At 61.5% G+C, this 17,669-nt stretch carries 13 protein-coding genes; 7 read left to right on the top strand and 6 right to left on the bottom strand.

Annotated elements, in window-relative coordinates:
- The 5 genes from bchL to bchF are packed head-to-tail and all read right to left on the bottom strand — an operon-like array spanning window position 1 to window position 8,059.
- Entirely contained in the window at window positions 1-930 is a 930-nt protein-coding gene (gene bchL, locus E9677_RS06485; protein ID WP_136557302.1) for a ferredoxin:protochlorophyllide reductase (ATP-dependent) iron-sulfur ATP-binding protein, read from the bottom strand.
- A complete protein-coding gene (locus E9677_RS06480) occupies window positions 927-4,700 on the bottom strand; it encodes a magnesium chelatase subunit H (RefSeq protein ID WP_136557301.1) in 3,774 nt (1,257 codons plus the stop codon). Before E9677_RS06480 ends, bchL begins: the two co-directional genes overlap by 4 nt.
- Window positions 4,672-6,219 (bottom strand): ferredoxin:protochlorophyllide reductase (ATP-dependent) subunit B, encoded by a 1,548-nt coding sequence (bchB, locus tag E9677_RS06475; RefSeq protein WP_136557300.1) that lies wholly within the window; start codon window positions 6,217-6,219, stop codon window positions 4,672-4,674. Before bchB ends, E9677_RS06480 begins: the two co-directional genes overlap by 29 nt.
- Window positions 6,216-7,517: a ferredoxin:protochlorophyllide reductase (ATP-dependent) subunit N gene (locus tag E9677_RS06470; RefSeq protein WP_136557299.1), complete on the bottom strand. Its 1,302-nt coding sequence runs from the start codon at window positions 7,515-7,517 to the stop codon at window positions 6,216-6,218. The genes bchB and E9677_RS06470 overlap by 4 nt, the downstream gene beginning before the upstream one ends.
- The gene (gene bchF, locus E9677_RS06465; RefSeq protein WP_136557298.1) at window positions 7,514-8,059 is read right to left on the bottom strand and encodes a 2-vinyl bacteriochlorophyllide hydratase; all 546 of its coding nucleotides are present in this window, start codon (window positions 8,057-8,059) and stop codon (window positions 7,514-7,516) included. Before bchF ends, E9677_RS06470 begins: the two co-directional genes overlap by 4 nt.
- Before the next feature lie 377 nt (window positions 8,060-8,436).
- Here bchF and E9677_RS06460 point away from each other — a divergent pair, with 377 nt between their 5' ends.
- The 5 genes from E9677_RS06460 to E9677_RS06440 all read left to right on the top strand — a co-directional run bounded on the left by E9677_RS06460 (window position 8,437) and on the right by E9677_RS06440 (window position 14,268).
- Window positions 8,437-9,219 carry a cobalamin B12-binding domain-containing protein gene (locus E9677_RS06460; protein WP_136557297.1) on the top strand — a complete coding sequence of 261 codons (783 nt, stop codon included), beginning with the start codon at window positions 8,437-8,439 and terminating at the stop codon, window positions 9,217-9,219.
- A complete protein-coding gene (gene ppsR, locus E9677_RS06455; RefSeq protein WP_136557296.1) occupies window positions 9,216-10,667 on the top strand; it encodes a transcriptional regulator PpsR in 1,452 nt (483 codons plus the stop codon). The genes E9677_RS06460 and ppsR overlap by 4 nt, the downstream gene beginning before the upstream one ends.
- Window positions 10,668-10,728: 61 nt before the next feature.
- Complete coding sequence (gene chlG, locus E9677_RS06450) at window positions 10,729-11,652, top strand: chlorophyll synthase ChlG (protein WP_136557295.1); 924 nt, start codon at window positions 10,729-10,731, stop codon at window positions 11,650-11,652.
- A 10-nt stretch (window positions 11,653-11,662) separates the two neighbouring features.
- Window positions 11,663-13,027 carry a BCD family MFS transporter gene (locus E9677_RS06445; RefSeq protein ID WP_136557294.1) on the top strand — a complete coding sequence of 455 codons (1,365 nt, stop codon included), beginning with the start codon at window positions 11,663-11,665 and terminating at the stop codon, window positions 13,025-13,027.
- Between the two features lie 35 nt (window positions 13,028-13,062).
- On the top strand, window positions 13,063-14,268 hold the full coding sequence (locus E9677_RS06440; RefSeq protein WP_136557293.1) for a geranylgeranyl diphosphate reductase: 1,206 nt from the start codon (window positions 13,063-13,065) through the stop codon (window positions 14,266-14,268).
- A 265-nt stretch (window positions 14,269-14,533) separates the two neighbouring features.
- Here the strand turns inward: E9677_RS06440 and E9677_RS06435 are convergent, their stop codons facing one another.
- On the bottom strand, window positions 14,534-14,980 hold the full coding sequence (locus tag E9677_RS06435; RefSeq protein ID WP_136557292.1) for a TspO/MBR family protein: 447 nt from the start codon (window positions 14,978-14,980) through the stop codon (window positions 14,534-14,536).
- 172 nt (window positions 14,981-15,152) lie between these two features.
- On the opposite strand from E9677_RS06435, the gene E9677_RS06430 reads away from it, so the two are divergent.
- Both E9677_RS06430 and dxs read left to right on the top strand, forming a co-directional pair.
- Window positions 15,153-15,536: a c-type cytochrome gene (locus E9677_RS06430; RefSeq protein ID WP_136557291.1), complete on the top strand. Its 384-nt coding sequence runs from the start codon at window positions 15,153-15,155 to the stop codon at window positions 15,534-15,536.
- A gap of 202 nt (window positions 15,537-15,738) precedes the next feature.
- On the top strand, window positions 15,739-17,628 hold the full coding sequence (dxs, locus tag E9677_RS06425; protein ID WP_136557290.1) for a 1-deoxy-D-xylulose-5-phosphate synthase: 1,890 nt from the start codon (window positions 15,739-15,741) through the stop codon (window positions 17,626-17,628).
- The last annotated feature ends 41 nt before the right edge of the window (window positions 17,629-17,669 follow it).

The raw sequence follows: 17,669 nt of genomic DNA, 5'->3' as shown, positions 1-17,669 counted from the left end.
TCACTCGAAGCCGAGAAATTCGAAGATTTCCCGGTCCTTCATGGGTTCGGCTTCCAGCGCGGGCGTGCCCGCCCAGAGCCGCTCTGCCAATTGCGTATATTCGTTTTGAAGGCCGACGATCTCCGGGCTATCACCCATTTCGAACAAGGTGCACTTCTTCAACCGGCTGAGCCGCACATGGTCCGAATCCTGGATATGGGCCAGGCGTGTCAGCCCGATCGCCGCGTTATAGCGGTCGATCTGGTCGGTGTCGCGCGAACGGTTGGCAATCACGCCGCCCAGCCGCACCTCATAGTTCTTCGACTTCGCCTTGATGGCAGCAACGATCCGGTTCATCGCAAAGATGGAATCAAAGTCGTTGGCGGCGACGATGACCGCGCGTTCGGCATGCTGGAGCGGCGAGGCAAAACCGCCGCAGACGACGTCGCCGAGCACGTCGAAGATCACGACGTCGGTGTCGTCGAGCAGATGGTGCTCCTTGAGCAGCTTGACCGTCTGGCCGACGACGTAACCGCCGCAACCGGTACCGGCCGGCGGACCGCCTGCCTCGATACACTGAACGCCGTTGTATCCTTCGACCATATAGTCTTCCGGGCGGAGCTCTTCGGAATGGAAGTCGACTTTTTCGAGAACGTCGATGACGGTCGGGATCAGGCTCTTGGTCAGCGTGAAGGTGGAATCGTGCTTCGGGTCGCATCCGATCTGCAGCACGCGCTTGCCGATCTTGGAAAAGGCGACCGAGAGGTTGGACGAGGTCGTCGACTTGCCGATCCCGCCCTTGCCGTAGACCGCGAAGACCTTGGCGCCATCGATTTCCATCGTCGGGTCGAGATGGACCTGCACGCTGCCTTCGCCATCGGCTCGCTCCCGGAGCTTCTGAGCAATTCGGGCCTCACGTTCTGCGGTCTTGCCATGGGTGTAGATGTTCATTGGGCAGCCTCCCTGACCAGCCCCTCGAGACGGTCTTCCAATTCTTCACCGGCCTGTTTCAGGGCGGCGAGCGTTTCTGCATCCGGCTGCCAATAGTTGCGCTCATGCGCCTCAATCAGCCGGTTGGCGACGCGGGCGGCCGAAGCCGGATTGAGTGTGGCCAGCCGTTCGCGCATGGCCGGATCGAGCACGAAGGTTTCCGTGATCTGCTGGTAGACCCAGGGGTCCACGTCGCCTGTCGTCGCAGACCAGCCGAAGGTGTTTGTCACCTGCGTCTCGATATTGCGCACGCCCTCATAGCCGTGCTTCAGCATGCCCTCGAACCATTTCGGGTTGAGCGTGCGTGTCCGTGTCTCCAGCGCGACCTGCTCGCCGAGGGTACGGACACGTCCCTCGCCCTGTGTCTGGTCGGAGATGAAGACCGGCAGCGAACCGCCACCCTTGGCCCGCGTAACCGCCTTCGTCAGGCCGCCCAGCGTGTCGAAATAGTTTTCGATCGTGGTCACGCCGATCTCGACGGAATCGAGGTTCTGGTAGGCCATGTCGACCTGCCCGATCATCGCATCGAACACCTCGGCCTGGTGGCTGGTCTTGCCCCGACGGTTGATCGCGAAGCTCTTGCGGTTGCTGTAGGTCTGCGCGATCTCGTCGTCGTCGCTCCAGGAGGAGGACGCGACCAGCATGTTGACATTGGAGCCATAGGCGCCATCGGCATTGGAAAAGACCCGGTAGGCCGCGGCCTCGATGTCGCAGCCATGGCTTTCGCAATAGGCGAGCGCATGCTTGCGAATGAAGTTCATCTCGACCGGCTCATCGGCAACAGCCGCGAGATAGCTGGCTTCAGCCAGCATGCTCGCCTGGATCGGCAGGAGATCCCGGAAGATGCCCGAGAGCGTCATGACCGCATCGATACGCGGGCGCTGCAGCTCCTCGAGCGGCACCAGAACTGCGCCGCAGACGCGATTATAGGCGTCGAGTTTCGGGCGGGCGCCCATCAGTGCCATGGCCTGCGCCAATGGGGCGCCGCCTGTTTTCAGATTGTCGGTGCCCCAGAGAACCACCGCCACTGTTTCTGGGAGGTGCCCATCCGTGGCGAGATAACGTTCAAGTACCTTCGCGGCCTGGCGCTCGCCATCCTGGATGGCAAATGCACTCGGGATGCCGAAGGGATCGAAACCATGGATATTCCGACCGGTAGGCAGCAGTTCCGGCGTGCGCAACAGGTCACCAGAGGGCGACGGGAGCACATAGCGGCCGTCCAGCGCCCGGACGAGGCCGTCGATCTCTCCATTGTGGGACAGTTCGCGGTTCATCGTGACCAGCTTGTCGATGCACTCCTTGAGCTCACCGACCGCATTCTTGATGATCCGCGAAGTCTGTGCGCTGTCACCTTTGGAAATCGCCACGAGCAAATCTGCCTGAAGCTCCGGCTGGACGACGGCCGGCATATTGGCGGCGACATGTTCGAGCATCTCCAGGCGCTCACTTTCGTCCATGGCTCGGCCGGCGATGTGCAGACCATGCGGAATGAGCGCATATTCGACTTCTGCTACCTCGGCTACGAGCGCCTGAATCAGGTCGGCTTCGGCAAGCGCGATACCATCCTTGCCCAGGTCCAGTTGATCCGCCTGCACCCGGATGAGCTGGAACAGCCTCTCACGCTCGACGCGTGCCTCGGGCGACGCGCTGCGATAGCGGTCGAGGTTTCCCTTGATCTCCGTCAGACCCTTGTAGAGACCGGAATGAGTGATCGGCGGCGTGAGATAGGAGATCAGAGTCGCAGCCGACCGACGTTTGGCGATCGTGCCTTCAGACGGGTTGTTCGCGGCATAGAGATAGAAGTTGGGCAAGGCGCCGAGCAGACGATCGGGCCAGCAGTCCGCAGACAGGCCGACCTGCTTGCCCGGCATGAATTCGAGCGCGCCATGGGTTCCGAAATGCAGCACGGCATCGGCGCGATAGGTGTCTCGCAGGTAGCGATAGAAAGCAGCGAAGGCATGGTTCGGAGCGAAGCCGCCTTCGAACAAGAGGCGCATCGGGTCGCCCTCGTAGCCGAAGGGTGGCTGGATCGCGATCAAAAGGTTTCCATACTGCCGACCGAGCACGAAGATGCCGCGACCATTGCTCAGAACGCGGCCGGGCGCCGGGCCCCATTTCGCTTCGATGTCGGCCAGATGCTTTTCGCCACGAACATGCTGATCGACGGGAATGACGGTGTGCACATTGGCTTCGACACCGTAAAGCGGCGCGTTGCCCTCGAGTATTCCATCCTTCAGCGCTTCCGCATCAGCGGGAAGGTCAATCGCATAACCCTCTGCCTTCAGCCGACGCATGGTCTCGAAAAGGCTCTCGAACACGGAGAGATAGGCAGCCGTTCCAATGCTCCCGCTGTTCGGCGGGTAGTTGAACATCGCAATCGCGATGCGGCGCTCGGAGCGCTCCTTGCGCCGCAAATCGACCATGGCAGCAAGACGGTCAGCCAGAAGTGCGACACGCTCGTCATCCGGCTGCATGCAGGCGCGCCCCGATGGGCAGGAGGCGAGCTCTCTCGAACAGATACAGGCGCGCGACCCGCCACCGGCGTCGGAGCGGCCACCGAACACCATCGAACCGATGGACCCGTCGAGTTCCGGGATCGCCACCATCAATGTGGTTTCGATTGGTGTCAGCCCCTGGGTTGACGAGAACCAGACTTCCTTACTCTGGAATTCAGTGGCCATCGCGGAGAAATAGGGAACATCGAGTGCGGCAAGCGTCTGGGCAGCGGCGGCGGCATCGCTATAGGCCGGTCCGCCGACAAGCGAAAAGCCGGTCAGCGAGCAGAGCGCATCGATGCGCGAACCACCTGCGGCCGGAGTCATGAAGCGCTCGATCGCGCCCCGCATGTCGAGCCCGCTCGAAAACACCGGAACGACATTGAAGCCGCGCATTTCGAGCTCGCGGATGACGCGGTCGTAGTGGCCTGTATCGCCGGATAGAATGTAGGTTCTGAGAAGCAGCAAGCCAATCGTGCCGCGGGCATCCGGCGTTTGCGGCAGGCTGGAGAGCTGCGTCGTGACCCTTGGTTTCAGGCCTGGATGATAGAGGCCCATATCGGGATATTGGACCGGGTCCCCGACTGTGACGCGGCCCTGCAAACCCTTCCGCTCGCCCTTGGCATATTTGCCGACCAGCAGACGGACCATGTTGGCGATGTTCTCGTCCGAGGCCGCGATGCGGTATTGCAGCGTCAGGAAATAGTTGCGGACGTCCTGTGCCGTGCCGGGAATGAAGCGGAGCAATTGCGGCAGGCGACGCAGCATGGCGAGCTGGCGCTCGCCGGCGGTGCGGCCGCTGTCCTTGCCGCCACGCGAGCTCTTGCCGCGCAGTTTTTTCAGGAGCGCGAGCGGACCCTTCTGCTCCTCGCTCATCTTGAAACGACCCATGGTCGTGTACTTCATGATGGTGCCGGCCGACATGCAGCAGGCCATGGCGTCGCATTCAAGGTGGCGGGCTTCCAGTACGTCGGCGATGGCCCTCACATGTTCTTCGACGAAGATCATGGAAACGATGATGATATCGCCGGAAAGGATCGCCGAGCGGCAGGCGTCGAGGCTTGCCGGATTGTCATTCCAGTCGGTCGCCGCATGGACGGAAAGCGTCAGGCCCGGAAGATCTTCGGCAAGTCTGCGGCGCGCATCGTCGACGGCCGCCACGATGTGATTGTCGAGCGTGACGAACACCACCCGGACCGGGGTGCCGTCAGCGGGCGAAATGGGCTTTCGCGTCATACAACGTCTCCACGGTGATGGGGCGGATACCCTTGCGGGCGGCGAAGATTTCGGTGTTGCGGCGTGCCTTGCCGCGCACGAAGAAGGGGATTTTCCTGAGCTCGCGCTCGGCGTCTGAGGTCCAGACAGAATCGGCCACAGACGGAGCCTCGGCGACGGCCAGGGTCTCTGCGGCCCTCACCGGCTCCTCCGGAGCATGGGCAGGGAGATGCGACGAGGCCGCCTGATCGTTGAACTCGAAGTCGTCGCGGAACATCTGCAGGAGATGCTCTTCGAGCCCCATCATTAGCGGATGGACCCAGCTGTCGAAGATCACGTTCGCGCCCTCGAAGCCCATTTGCGGCGAGTAGCGGGCCGGAAAATCCTGGACGTGCACGGGGGACGAGATGACGGCGCACGGAACCCGCAGCCGCTTGGCGATGTGCCGCTCCATCTGTGTCCCGAGCACCAGTTCCGGCCGGGCCTCGATGATCGCCTGCTCGACATCGAGATGGTCGTCGCTGATCAGGGCCTCGACACCGAATTCTTCGGCCGCTTCCCGCACATCGCGGGCGAATTCGCGCATGTAGGTCCCGAGACCGCAGACCTTGAAGCCGAGTTCGCGATGAGCGATGCGGGCGGCGGCTATCGCATGGGTGGCGTCACCAAAGACAAAGACACGCTTGTTGGTGAGGTAATTGCTGTCGACCGAGCGCGCATACCAGGTTGCCCGATCCTCGGCCTCTCCGACTGGATTTTCTTCGGGAAGGCCAGCCAATGCCCGGACTTCCCGAAGAAAAGTGTGCGTTGCGCCCACCCCGATCGGAATGGTCGAGATGAAAGGCATGCCGAAGGTCTTCTTGAGGTAGCGCGCAGCGCTGTCACCGATCTCCGGATAGAGCACGATGTTGAAGGCGGCCTGCGGCAGCCGGGCGAGGTCCGCGACCGTTGCGCCGAGCGGGGCAACGACCCGCACATCGATGCCATTGGCGGTCAGCAAGCGACGAATCTCGGTGACATCGTCGCGATTGCGGAAACCGAGCGCAGAGGGACCAAGAATGTTGCAGCTGTTCGGTGCGATCTCCGTCGGGCGCTCCAGTCCGCCGGTAAAGTTGCGCACCAGCCGGTAGAAGGTCTCGGCTGCCCCCCAGTTTTCTTTCTTCTGATAGGAGGGAAGCTCTAGCGGTACGACCGGGATGCCGACATCCAGCGTCTTCGCGAGACCCGCCGGATCGTCCTGCAACAATTCGGCCGTGCAGGAGGCGCCCACCAACAGGGCATCCGGCTTGAAGCGCTCGGCGGCATCGCGGCAGGCAGTCTTGAACACGTCAGCCGTCGACCCGGCGAGGTCGCGTGCCTGGAAGGTCGTGTAGGTGACCGGCGGACGCGACGTGCGACGCTCGATCATGGTGAAGAGCAGATCCGCATAGGTGTCGCCCTGCGGCGCATGTAGCACGTAATGCACGCCCTTCATCGAGGCAGCGATCCGCATGGCACCCACATGCGGCGGTCCTTCATAGGTCCACATGGTGAGCTTCATGGTGCGACCCTCCTGGACACGGAGCGGTCACTGGCGATCATCGCCTTGCGGATCAGCGGACGGGCAAAGAGTTCAGCGAGATCGCCGGCCTGTTCGTAGCCCTGGATCGGCGTGAAGGCGAATTCGATCGACCATTTGGTCACAATGCCCTCGGCCTCGAACGGATTTGCCAGCCCCATGCCGCAGACGACGAGGTCGGGCTTGGCGGCGCGGCAGCGGTCGATCTGGACCTCGACGTCCTGCCCTTCAGATATGGAAACGCCGGGCGGCAACATGGCGAGTTCGCCTGCCACGTGTTCACGGTGCAGATAGGGGCTGCCGACTTCGATGATCTCGGCGTCGAGCTCACGGCTGAGATAGCGGGCGAGCGACGGCTCCATCTGGCTGTCGGGGAAGAGGAAGATGCGCTTGCCCTGAAGGGCACTGCGGTAATGCGCGGTGGCCTCGACCGCGCGGCGGCGCGGAGCCTCGGTGACGGCGGCAAAACGCGCCGGCGACACACCGAACGTATCGGCGATCGCCTTCAGCCAGGCAGTCGTGCCTTCTTCGCCGAGCGGGAAGAGTGCATTGATGCGTGTTGCGCCTAGGCTTTCAAGTGCAGCGGCCGTCGCCCCAAGATAGGGCTGAGCCAGAACGAACCGCGTGTTCGGACCGATCTTCGGCAGGCGGTCGCTGCTGCGTCCGGGCAGGAAGACGACGTCTTCGAGACCGAGATCATCGAGCAGCCGGGCAAACTGGTCTTCCACGACATCGGCAACCGACCCGGCGACGACGAGTTTCGCCACCTTGTCGCTCGCGCCGTGCAGCTGCTGGTCGCGTACGAGTGCCGCCAGGAAATTATCTTCGCCCTGGGTGAATGTCGTCTCGATCCCGCTGCCGGAGTAGCAGAGCACCCGCGGCTTCGAGCCGAAGCGTTTGTCGAGGCGCTCGGCGGCGCGATTGAGGTCGAACTTGATCACTTCGGAGGGACAGGAGCCGACCAGCACCAGCATGCGGATATCCGGCCGGCGCTCAAGAAGACGCGCAACCTCGCGATCGAGCTCGTCATGCATGTCCACCATGCCGGCGAGATCGCGCTCTTCCATGATCGCAGTCGCAAAGCGCGGCTCCGAGAAGATCATGACGCCGGCCGCAGACTGGATGAGATGGGCGCAGGTACGCGAGCCGACCACGAGGAAGAAGGCATCCTGCACCTTGCGATGCAGCCAGATGATCGATGTCAGACCACAAAAGACCTCGTGCTGACCACGTTGGCGGATGGTGGCACCTGGCTCACAGGAGACGAGAGGCTTGTTCATGACGCGCTCCCCGACAAGGAGGAGCCGTCTGCGAGCGTCACCGCGGCGTTAGCCTTACCGGCTTGGTCGAGCCTCGCGAGGCGCAGTTTCCAGAGGAATTGCCCGGCGTTGATGACATAGGTGACATAGGCCGCAAGGGCGAGCGCCATCAACCCGCCTGAGGTCATGGAACCGGTGAAGAGCGCGATCAGGTAAGCCGTATGCAGCGCCAAAACCAGGATCGAGAAGACGTCTTCCCAGAAGAATGGATCGGCGAAGAGATAGCGGCCGAAGACCTGCTTCTCCCAGATAGAGCCGGTGACCATGATGGCGTAGAGCGTGAGTGTCTTCACGACGATAGAGACCTGGGCCGCGAAAAGTCCCTCACCTGTTGCGAGGAAGCGCAGGATCAGCCCGAGACTGACGAGGAAGACGAGGAACTGTACGGGAGCGAGGATACCCTGCACCAGTGTCCAGACACTTTCATCGCGTCTGCGACGCTCTTCCTGTGTGTAGAGAGCCCGGCTTGATGCCGAAGGTTTGGGTATGCGCATCGCAGTCATCCCTTCTCCCGTCCCTCCCAAGGGCAATCGGGATTGAGCAAAGACTACGCCCCGGACAATCAAAGTGTCAACTTAGATTGACGTATATTTTTATTTACAGAAATGAAAACTGAGTTCATGCTCCTCTTGCTCGTCCGACGGAACCTCGCACGTCTCCGCTCGACGCCGCATATTGGTCGTTTCGCGGGCGGGGAGCTTGGCGCGTTATGATGGACGGTTCGCTTCAAGACGGGAATGACCCGAAAAATACCGGGAAACCTGCGCGGCGGGAAGGGTTTAGGCCCCTCATAGGGCTTGCGGCCGATAGCAAGAGGACATACCTAACCCAGAGCGAGGGAGACAAACTCCGACGCCTGATTAAGGGAACGGTGGCTTCGATGACGGCCGAAAAGCTGTCGACGCGTTATGACCGGGGTTTGGAGCACGATCGCCTTTATGAGAAGGCGCTCGCAGAGTTTCGCTTTCTGATCTTGAACCCACGCACGCGCGCGGCATCTCTCAGGGCATTCCTCGAACACGAACTGCCGCCGGGACGCCCCAACTATGTCAAGGCGCTCTTTCTCGAGACCATAGCCCGGCAGCTCGGCAAGGACTGGGCCTCGGATGAATGCGATTTCATCGATGTCACCATCGGAACCGCTCGCCTTCAGGAAATGGCAACCGCCCTGTCGATGGAACTTCGCGGTTCCTCTCGGAACGCCGATACACCGAGCGCGCTGATTCTGGCCCCTTTCGGTGAACAGCACACATTGATGCCGCATCTCATCGGACTGCTCTTCGACAGCCTCGGTTGGTCGAGCCAGGTCCTGGAACCGGCAGCATCGAGAACGGGCGCCCTCGCGCGCGCCCTCGAGGGCGCCGACGTCGCCTGCATTGGTTGGAGCAACATAAGGCTGGCGAGGGAGTTCAAGACCCTTGTCCAGGATATCCGCAAGCTTCGCAAAGGGTCGCGAATCCCCCTCGTCGTCGGCGGCGCGGCCGCACTGGATTCCATTGATTTTCTTGTAGGTTTGGGGATTGATTGCATCTGTGACAGCGTTTACTCCGCCGTCAAGATCTGCGACAGTTATTACGAACTAGAAAGAATCAGTCAGCAGGCCAGCGCCGCTGGCAAAACGGCAGTGGTTTCACCCGGCGGAATCGATTGGCTCACTCCATGAAGCCCCTGAACGGTCATAGTGGTACGGATGGCTTCGCAGTTGCAGACAGCCTGCTGAAGACCCTGGACCTCGATTCGATCGGTTCTCTCGTAAGCCTCGGCGCCGATCTCGTCATTCTGGTGGACCGCAACGACATCGTCTCCCAGATCTACATCGCCGGCAAGGACCTGACTGATTACGATCTGTCAAAGACGGTCGGCAAACGCCTTCAGGACTGCGTCACGATCGAGTCGGTGCCCAAGATCGATTCAATGCTCTCGGCGGACAGCAGCCACCACCCTGTGCGCGGCTATCAGGTCAATCACAAATGCGCAGGCAAGCCGGATCTCCCGGTCGTGTATTCAGCCTATAGCGCCAAAGACTTTCCCTATACGATCGTGGTTGGCCGCGAATTGCGCCAGCAGATGCACGATCAACAGCGCCTCGTCCAGACACAGCTGGAACTGGAGGCGGATTACCGGGAGCTGAAGGAAGCCGAAACCCGCTATCGGACCGCCTTCAAGGTTGCCACGGTCGCCTATGTGATGCTGGATGGCGAACGGCGCACCATACTGGATGCCAATCCGGCCGCGGCCTCCCTCCTGTCTTCCACATCTGCCCCCCTGTCGGGAAAATCCATTCGTGACCTCTTCGGAAAGCAGGACCGGGATCGCTTAGGCGATGCGATCAGCGAGGCTCGCCACAGTCCAGACCCGGTCAATCTGGACGGCATCAGCATTGCAAAAGGACCGACCGTCTCGCTGACGATCCGCTCCTACCGCGAAAACGGCATCACGAATGTGCTGCTTGCGCTCTGGCCATCCGAGCAGGACCAGGAGACCAAGCGGCAGCGTACGGAAAAACCGATCGGCGGCGCAGCTGTTGAACTTGCCGATCTGCCGGAAGCAGTCATCCAGACCGACATGAACGGCCTGGTTATTTCGGCAAACACGCTGTTCCTCGACTTGATCCACGCCCCGTCTCTGACCCAGGTTCTCGGCCGCAATGTCACCTCCTGGTTCGGTGGTGCGGCAATCGATATCCGCGTCTTGTACACACGCCTGCTCGACGAGCCTTGCGTTCGAGGCTTCACCTCGACGCTTACCGACAATCTCTCGGCCGAGAGCGCCGTCACCATCTCCGCCCGCCTCAATCTTTCGAGCAATACGGTTCAGCTCATCGTGGCTCCTCAGGCAAACAGCGGTGAGCGACTGACCATTCCTTCGCCGGGCGTTCCCGACCAGGCAGAAGGTTTCTCGGCCCTCGTCGGCAAGGTCCCCCTAAAGGATCTCATTCGCGAATCCCTCGACGTGATCGAGAAGATCTGTATCGAGGCCGCCCTCGACCACACCAACAACAACCGCGCCTATGCGGCAGAGATCCTCGGGCTCTCGCGCCAGAGCCTCTACATCAAGCTGCGTCGGCATGGCCTGGAAGACTACCGTCCAGGCGCCGGGCAACCCAACTGAACGACAGACAAAACTGTCAATTTAAGTTGACACATTCCCGGGTGCGGCTTAGCCTTCATCCATGGCTCAAACTCATTCCCATGTTCCGGCAGCCTCGCATCCGTCCCCTAAGGCGGTCCTGCAGCTGTTGAAGCCGATCACCTGGTTTCCGCCGATGTGGGCTTATGCCTGTGGCGCGGTCGCCTCAGGCGCGGGCATGGGGGAAAGATGGCTTCCGATCGCCCTTGGCATCGTCCTCGCCGGCCCGCTGCTCTGTGGCACCAGCCAGGCCGTCAACGATTGGTTCGACCGCCACGTCGATGCGATAAACGAACCGGACCGCGTCATCCCTTCGGGACGGATGCCGGGCCAATGGGGGCTGTTCGTGGCCATCGCCATGTCCATTCTCTCCATGGCTATCGCTGCCCTGCTGGGCCCGCTGGTCTTCGGCGCCGCGCTGGTAGGCCTCGCAATGGCCTGGGGTTACAGCGCACCACCCTTCCGTTTCAAGCAGAACGGGTGGCTCGGCAATGGGGTCGTCGGACTGAGCTACGAGACACTGCCCTGGATCACGGCGGCAACGGCAGCACTCGGTCACGCCCCGTCGGGAATGACAATCATGGTGGCGATCCTCTACGGTCTGGGAGCCCACGGCATTCTGACCCTCAACGATTTCAAGTCGATCAAGGGCGACCACGAGATGGGCGTCGATACCCTGCCGGTGTTGCATGGCCCGAGGAACGCGGCCCGGATCGCTTGTCTGGTCATGGCGACGACGCAACTCGGCGTGATCCTGCTTCTGGCGCAGGCGGGCCTGACGACAGGTGCGGCCCTGGTCGGCCTAGTCCTGGTCCTCCAAGTCCTCTGCATGCTGCGTTTCCTACGTGATCCGGAAGGCAGGGCCGTCTGGTACTCGGCGGTGGGCGTCGGGCTTTATGTTAGCGGCATGATGGCCGCAGCGATCGCGCTGCGCTCAATGCCCCTGGCAACCGCGACCGTCGGATAGGAGACGGGTGATGGGCCGGGCAATTTCAAACGTCGCGAAGCACCGGCCCTCCATCGAAGGACTGGGCTGGCTTGCGATCATCCGCCTCGGCCTTGTCCAGGCAGCACTCGGCGCGATTGTGGTGCTGACGACCTCGACGCTCAACCGTGTCATGATCGTCGAACTCGGTCTGGCGGCCGTGATCCCGGGGCTTCTGGTCGGGCTGCATTACGGCATCCAGATCACGCGACCGGTCTGGGGGCACAAGTCGGACACCGGGCGCTCGCGAACTCTGTGGATCATCGGCGGCCTCGCACTTCTCGCCTCTGCTGGAACTGGCGCTGCAGCCACAACGCTGCTCTTCGAACAATCCTTCCTCGCCGGCATCATCGCCGCGGTGCTCGCCTACATCCTGATCGGGATCGGTATAGGCGCTTCCGGCACCTCGCTGCTGGCGCTGATTGCGATGAAGACCGCGGTGGAGCGACGCGCCGCAGCCGCGACGATCACCTGGATGCTGATGATTACAGGCATCATCGTCACCTCGATTCTGGTCGGATCCCAACTCGATCCCTACTCACACGAGCGGCTGATTGCCATCACGGCTGCGACCGGCCTCGTGGCGTTTGTGGTCGGCCTTGTCGGCGTTTTCGGCATGGAGTCGCGACCGACCGTCGAGAGGTCAAGATCCCGGGCAGCATCGACGAGCTTTCGCGACAGCCTCAAAGATGTTCTGGAGGATCGCGAGGCCAGACTCTTCACTGTGTTCATCTTCCTGTCGATGCTGGCCTTCGCCACGCAGGACCTCATTCTCGAGCCCTATGCCGGATTGCTCTTTGGCATGACGCCGGGCGAGACCACCAGCTTGTCCGGCACGCAACATGCAGGCGTTCTCCTGGGCATGATCATGGTCGGGCTTTCGGGAGCCCTTTTCGGCAAACGCCACCCGGACCTGCCCCGACATTTCATCACATCGGGCTGCTTTGGCTCCGCTGTTGCGCTCGCAGCGCTCGCTCTCTCGGCCCAGGCTGCACCGAATTGGCCTTTGCAGATCAATATCTTCCTGCTCGGCACTGCCAACGGCGCCTTCGCCGTTGCCGCCATAGGCACGATGATGATCCTAGCGGGCCGCGGCCGCACATCGAACTACGGTATGCGCATGGGCATCTGGGGCGCGGCACAGGCCGTCGCCTTCGGGCTGGGCGGCGTCTTGGGCACGGTAGCCCTCGATCTGGGGCGCTGGCTGACCGCGAAAGATGCACACGCCTTTGCTGCCGTCTTTTCGATCGAAGCAGGCCTCTTTCTCATCTCTGCCCTTGTTGCCACGCGCCTTGGCCGACCGAGCAAACCATACCCGGAGACCATGCCCGATACTGCCTTCATACCTGGAGAATGAACCCTGGCGCCGGCGCTGCCGGCACGGAGACGCGCATGCGCAAGTTCTATGATGTCGCCGTCATCGGCGGAGGCCCCTGTGGGGCCATGGCAGCCGAGAGATTGGCCGAGATGGGCCATAGTGTCGTTCTGATCGACCCCGACAACCGCATCAAGCCCTGCGGCGGCGCCATCCCATCGCGGGCCCTTGCAGATTTCGCAATTCCCGATTCGCAAATTGTGGCGCGGGCGAATGCTGCTCGCATCATCGCCCCCTCCGGGCGAACAGTCGACATGACGATCGGCGATATCGGCTATGTCGGCATGGTCGACCGCGCCACCTTCGACCCCTATTTGCGCCGGCGCGCCGCCGAAGCCGGCGCTGACCGTTTGACCGCAAAGCTGGAGGCGATCAGCGAAGGAGCGAACGACGCGCTCGAACTCACCTTGACACCAACCGCAGCCGAGGCGGATCGTGCGGCTATCCATGTCACTGCACGCCGTGTGATCGGCGCAGATGGTGCCAATTCTGCCGTTCGAAGGCTGATGTTTCCAGCCTCCCGAAAGCCGCCCTATGTCTTCGCCTATCACGAGATCGTGGAAAGCCCTGAAGAAGCGGACCCGGACGTCTTCCGCGCCGATCGGTGTGATGTCGTTTATGACGGCCGGATTTCGCCTGACTTTTACGGCTGGGTCTTTCCGCATGGCGGACATACCAGCATCGGCACAGGCACTGCGGTCAAGGGACACAACATCCGCGAAGCGACCGCAAAGCTCAAACACGCGGCCGGCCTCGCCGATTGTCGGGTCATCCGGCGCGAAGGGGCCCCCTTGCCGCTGAAGCCGATGAAGCGCTGGGACAACGGCCGTAATGTTCTTCTCGCCGGCGATGCCGCAGGCACGGTGGCGCCGTCTTCGGGCGAGGGCATCTACTATGCCATGCTCTGCGGCCAACTATCGGCAGATGCCATGCATCAATCGCTGCTTACAAGCAGCAGCAGGCCACTCACCGAGGCTCGCAAAAATTTCATGCGCGCGCACGGGCGCGTATTTTTGATCCTCGGCATCATGCAGACGGTATGGTACCGCAACGACCGCTTCCGCGAAAAATTCGTGGCCATGTGCGCCGATCCGGACGTGCAGCGCCTGACCTGGGAGTCCTACCTCAACAAAAAGCTCGTCCGACGCGATCCTCTGGCGCATCTGCGCGTCTTCGCCAAGGATCTCGCGCAACTCTTCGGGATACCGGCAGGCCAGAGATGACGGCATGGTTCACGGCACTCTTCACGTCCGGCTGGATCAGCGTGATTGCGATCTTCGTTCTCTGGACAGTCACGATCATGGCCGCTTGGCAGTCTCCAACCCCTGCAGCTATGCTCCGTAGCTTCGTTCCCAACGCCATTTCAGGAAGCGCTTTGCTTGCGGCTTTCGGGGTGGCGATACGCCAGGGCCCGATCCCCGTACTCGCGGCGCTCTTGGCCGTCTCGTTGATCGCCTTCCTCCTGGACCTCCGAGCGAGACTTGCCACTCAAGCCCCTGGATTGAGACGTCGAACGGAATAATTGAGCGTTGCGGCAGCGGTCACCCAGGCGAGATACGGCACGAAGAGCAGCGAGGCCATTGGCGATACCGGCCAGGCAGTCAGAATGAACAGAGCAACCGACAGCCACAGGACCGCGACGTCGATCAGCGCCAGACCCATGCGCCGCTGCCCGAAGAAGAAGAATGACCACAGAGCATTGACCACCATCTGCAGCGCCCAGAAGGCAATCGGCAACGACCAGCCAACCGTGGTCCACACCAGCCAGCCGGCATAGCCGATCATGACATACAGGATTGACCAGACGACCGGGAAGGCCCAGTTCGGAGGTGTCCAGCCGGGCTTTCGCAAGTTTTCATACCACGCGCCAGGCTTGAAGATCGCGCCACTGGATGCGGCTGCAAGCACGATGACAACAAAGATGGCTGCGGCCATGATCCGGCTCCGGGTTGGTTTTCGTATAATCAAACGCATAAGGCCTGCGTCACGGTTCCGCAAATGGGACCGCGACCCGAGGCAAACCATCCTCCCCGAATTGGGGAGTATGGAAAAATGTCATGCCAGCATTACATATGATTTGAATCCGCGATGCCATGGGAGGATACACATGTCGAGGATAATTGCAGCCGCATGCACCGCCGCAGCACTTCTGCTGTCTTCTAGCGCCTTCGCCCAGGACGTGGCGGCCGGCGAGACCGTATTCAAGAAGTGTGCCGCCTGTCACAATGTCGACAGCGACAAAAACAAGATCGGCCCTTCGCTTCAAGGCGTGATCGGCAGGCAACCAGGCATTGTGGAAGGCTTCAAATACTCCAAGGCCATGACCGATTTTGGCGCTGGCAAGGTGTGGGACGATGCCCAGCTCACCGCCTACTTGGCGAACCCTCGCGGCGTCGTGAAGGGCACACGTATGGCTTTCGTAGGTCTCAAGGATCCGAAAGAAGTCACCGACGTCATTGCCTACCTGAAAACCTTCAGCACAGCCCAATAATTGGTCTGCTTTCTTCCGCCGGGATGAAAATTCCGGCGGAAATCGCGACGAATGTGTAAAAAAAAGTTTACATATCGCTCGTCTTCTCCGAATATGTGCATATTGGACCATTCTCAGGCATTCGTTGCCGTTCCTGCCATATCGGCAGCCTCGTCAGCACCACGTCTAGAAGAATTGGCCACATGCGTGGGAGGAGAGCGCAGTGGGTTTGTCTTGTGCGAATGACGTCGCCACCCCTTTGCTCGACCAGGTGAAATCACCGGACGATTTGAAGCGCATGGGCCAAGACGAGCTCTGTCATCTGGCGCGGGAGTTGAGGGGGGAAACCCTCAGGATTGTCTCCGAAACAGGCGGCCATCTCGGATCCAGCCTCGGCGTCATCGAATTGACCGTCGCACTTCACGCGGTCTTCGACGCCCCGAGAGACACGATCATCTGGGATGTGAGCCACCAGTGTTATCCCCACAAGATCCTTACGGGACGACGCGACAGGATGCGGAGCCTCAGAAAACGGAACGGCCTTTCCGGTTTCACGCGCCGCATGGAAAGTGCATTCGATCCCTTCGGGGCCGCTCATTCCTCCACATCCATTTCAGCCGGCCTCGGATTTGCCACGGCACGCGACCTGAAGGGCGAGGACGGCCATGTCGTCTGCATCATAGGCGACGGCGCCATGTCTGCGGGTATGGCCTTCGAGGCGATGAATAATGCCGGAAAGTCGGGTCGTCGCCTGATCGTGATCCTGAATGACAACGACATGTCGATCTCAGCGTCCACAGGCGCGCTGCCCGGTCATCTCGCGGCAATCAGGGACAGGGCGCAAACCCTCGCTGGCAACCTCTTTCAGAATTTCGGGTTCGACTATCGTGGCCCGGTGGATGGCCACGATCTCGACGCCCTAATCCCTCTGCTGCGCGAGCTTCACACCAACAAGACGGGTCCGGTTCTACTCCACGTGGTGACACGGAAGGGCGCAGGTTATGATCCGGCCGAACAGGCCGCCGACAAATACCACGGCGTCAATCCCTTCGACGTGACGACCGGCGTCCAGGTCAAGGTGCCCGCCAAGGCGCCGAGCTATACGAAGGTCTTCGCAGATGCCTTGATCAACGAGGCGAAGGCGGATGACCGGATCGTCGCCATCACGGCGGCCATGGCCTCCGGCACCGGCATCGACCGGTTCGAAGCCGCCTTCCCGGACCGTACTTTCGATGTCGGGATCGCCGAACAACACGCAGTGACCTTTGCCGCGGGCCTCGCGGCAAGTGGCATGAAGCCCTTCTGCGCGATCTATTCGACCTTCCTGCAGCGCGCCTACGACCAGATCATCCATGACGTTGCCCTGCAACAGCTTCCGGTGCGTTTCGCGATAGACCGCGCCGGACTGGTCGGCGCCGACGGACCGACCCATGCCGGCGCTTTTGATATCATGTATCTCGCCCATCTCCCGGGTTTCACCGTGATGGCCGCGAGCGACGAGGCGGAACTGGTCCACATGGTCGCGACAGCCGCCGGGCACGACGAGGGTCCCATCGCCTTTCGTTATCCACGCGGCGAAGGCACGGGCGTCACCATGCCCGCGAAGGGAGAGATGCTGCCGATCGGCCGAGGCCGCATCATCGAACTAGGAACGCAGGTTGCCCTGCTTTCATTCGGCACGCGGCTCGCAGACTGTCTGAAGGCACGACGCCTGCTCGCTCTCGAGGGCATTTCGGTTACCGTTGTCGACGCGCGTTTTGCTAAACCACTGGACACGGCCCTGATTGCCGATCTGGTCGACAATCACGCCATGCTCGTCACCGTCGAGGAAGGCGCTACGGGCGGCTTCGGGGCACTTGTCCTGCATCATCTCGCCAATCGCGGCATGCTGGACGGACGCTGCGCCGTGCGAACATTGACATTGCCCGACACCTTCATCGCACAGGCAAGTTCCGACGACATGTACGAGGAAGCGAAACTGACAGCACGGCATATCGCGGCTGCGGCCCGCAATGGCATCGCTTCGAGCCGCGTTCATGGCGACATTCGCCGATCGGGAAGAGCCGGCCAGCAGGAACTGACAACGCGCCTCCACCGCGCGGAGGATCGCTGAAGCAAAACCGTAGGACGCCGACAATCGTATTCGACTACGAG

The sequence above is a fragment of the Peteryoungia rhizophila genome (assembly GCF_004912145.1).
GTDB lineage: Bacteria > Pseudomonadota > Alphaproteobacteria > Rhizobiales > Rhizobiaceae > Allorhizobium > Allorhizobium rhizophilum.
This window is presented reverse-complemented; position numbering and strand designations above follow the sequence as displayed.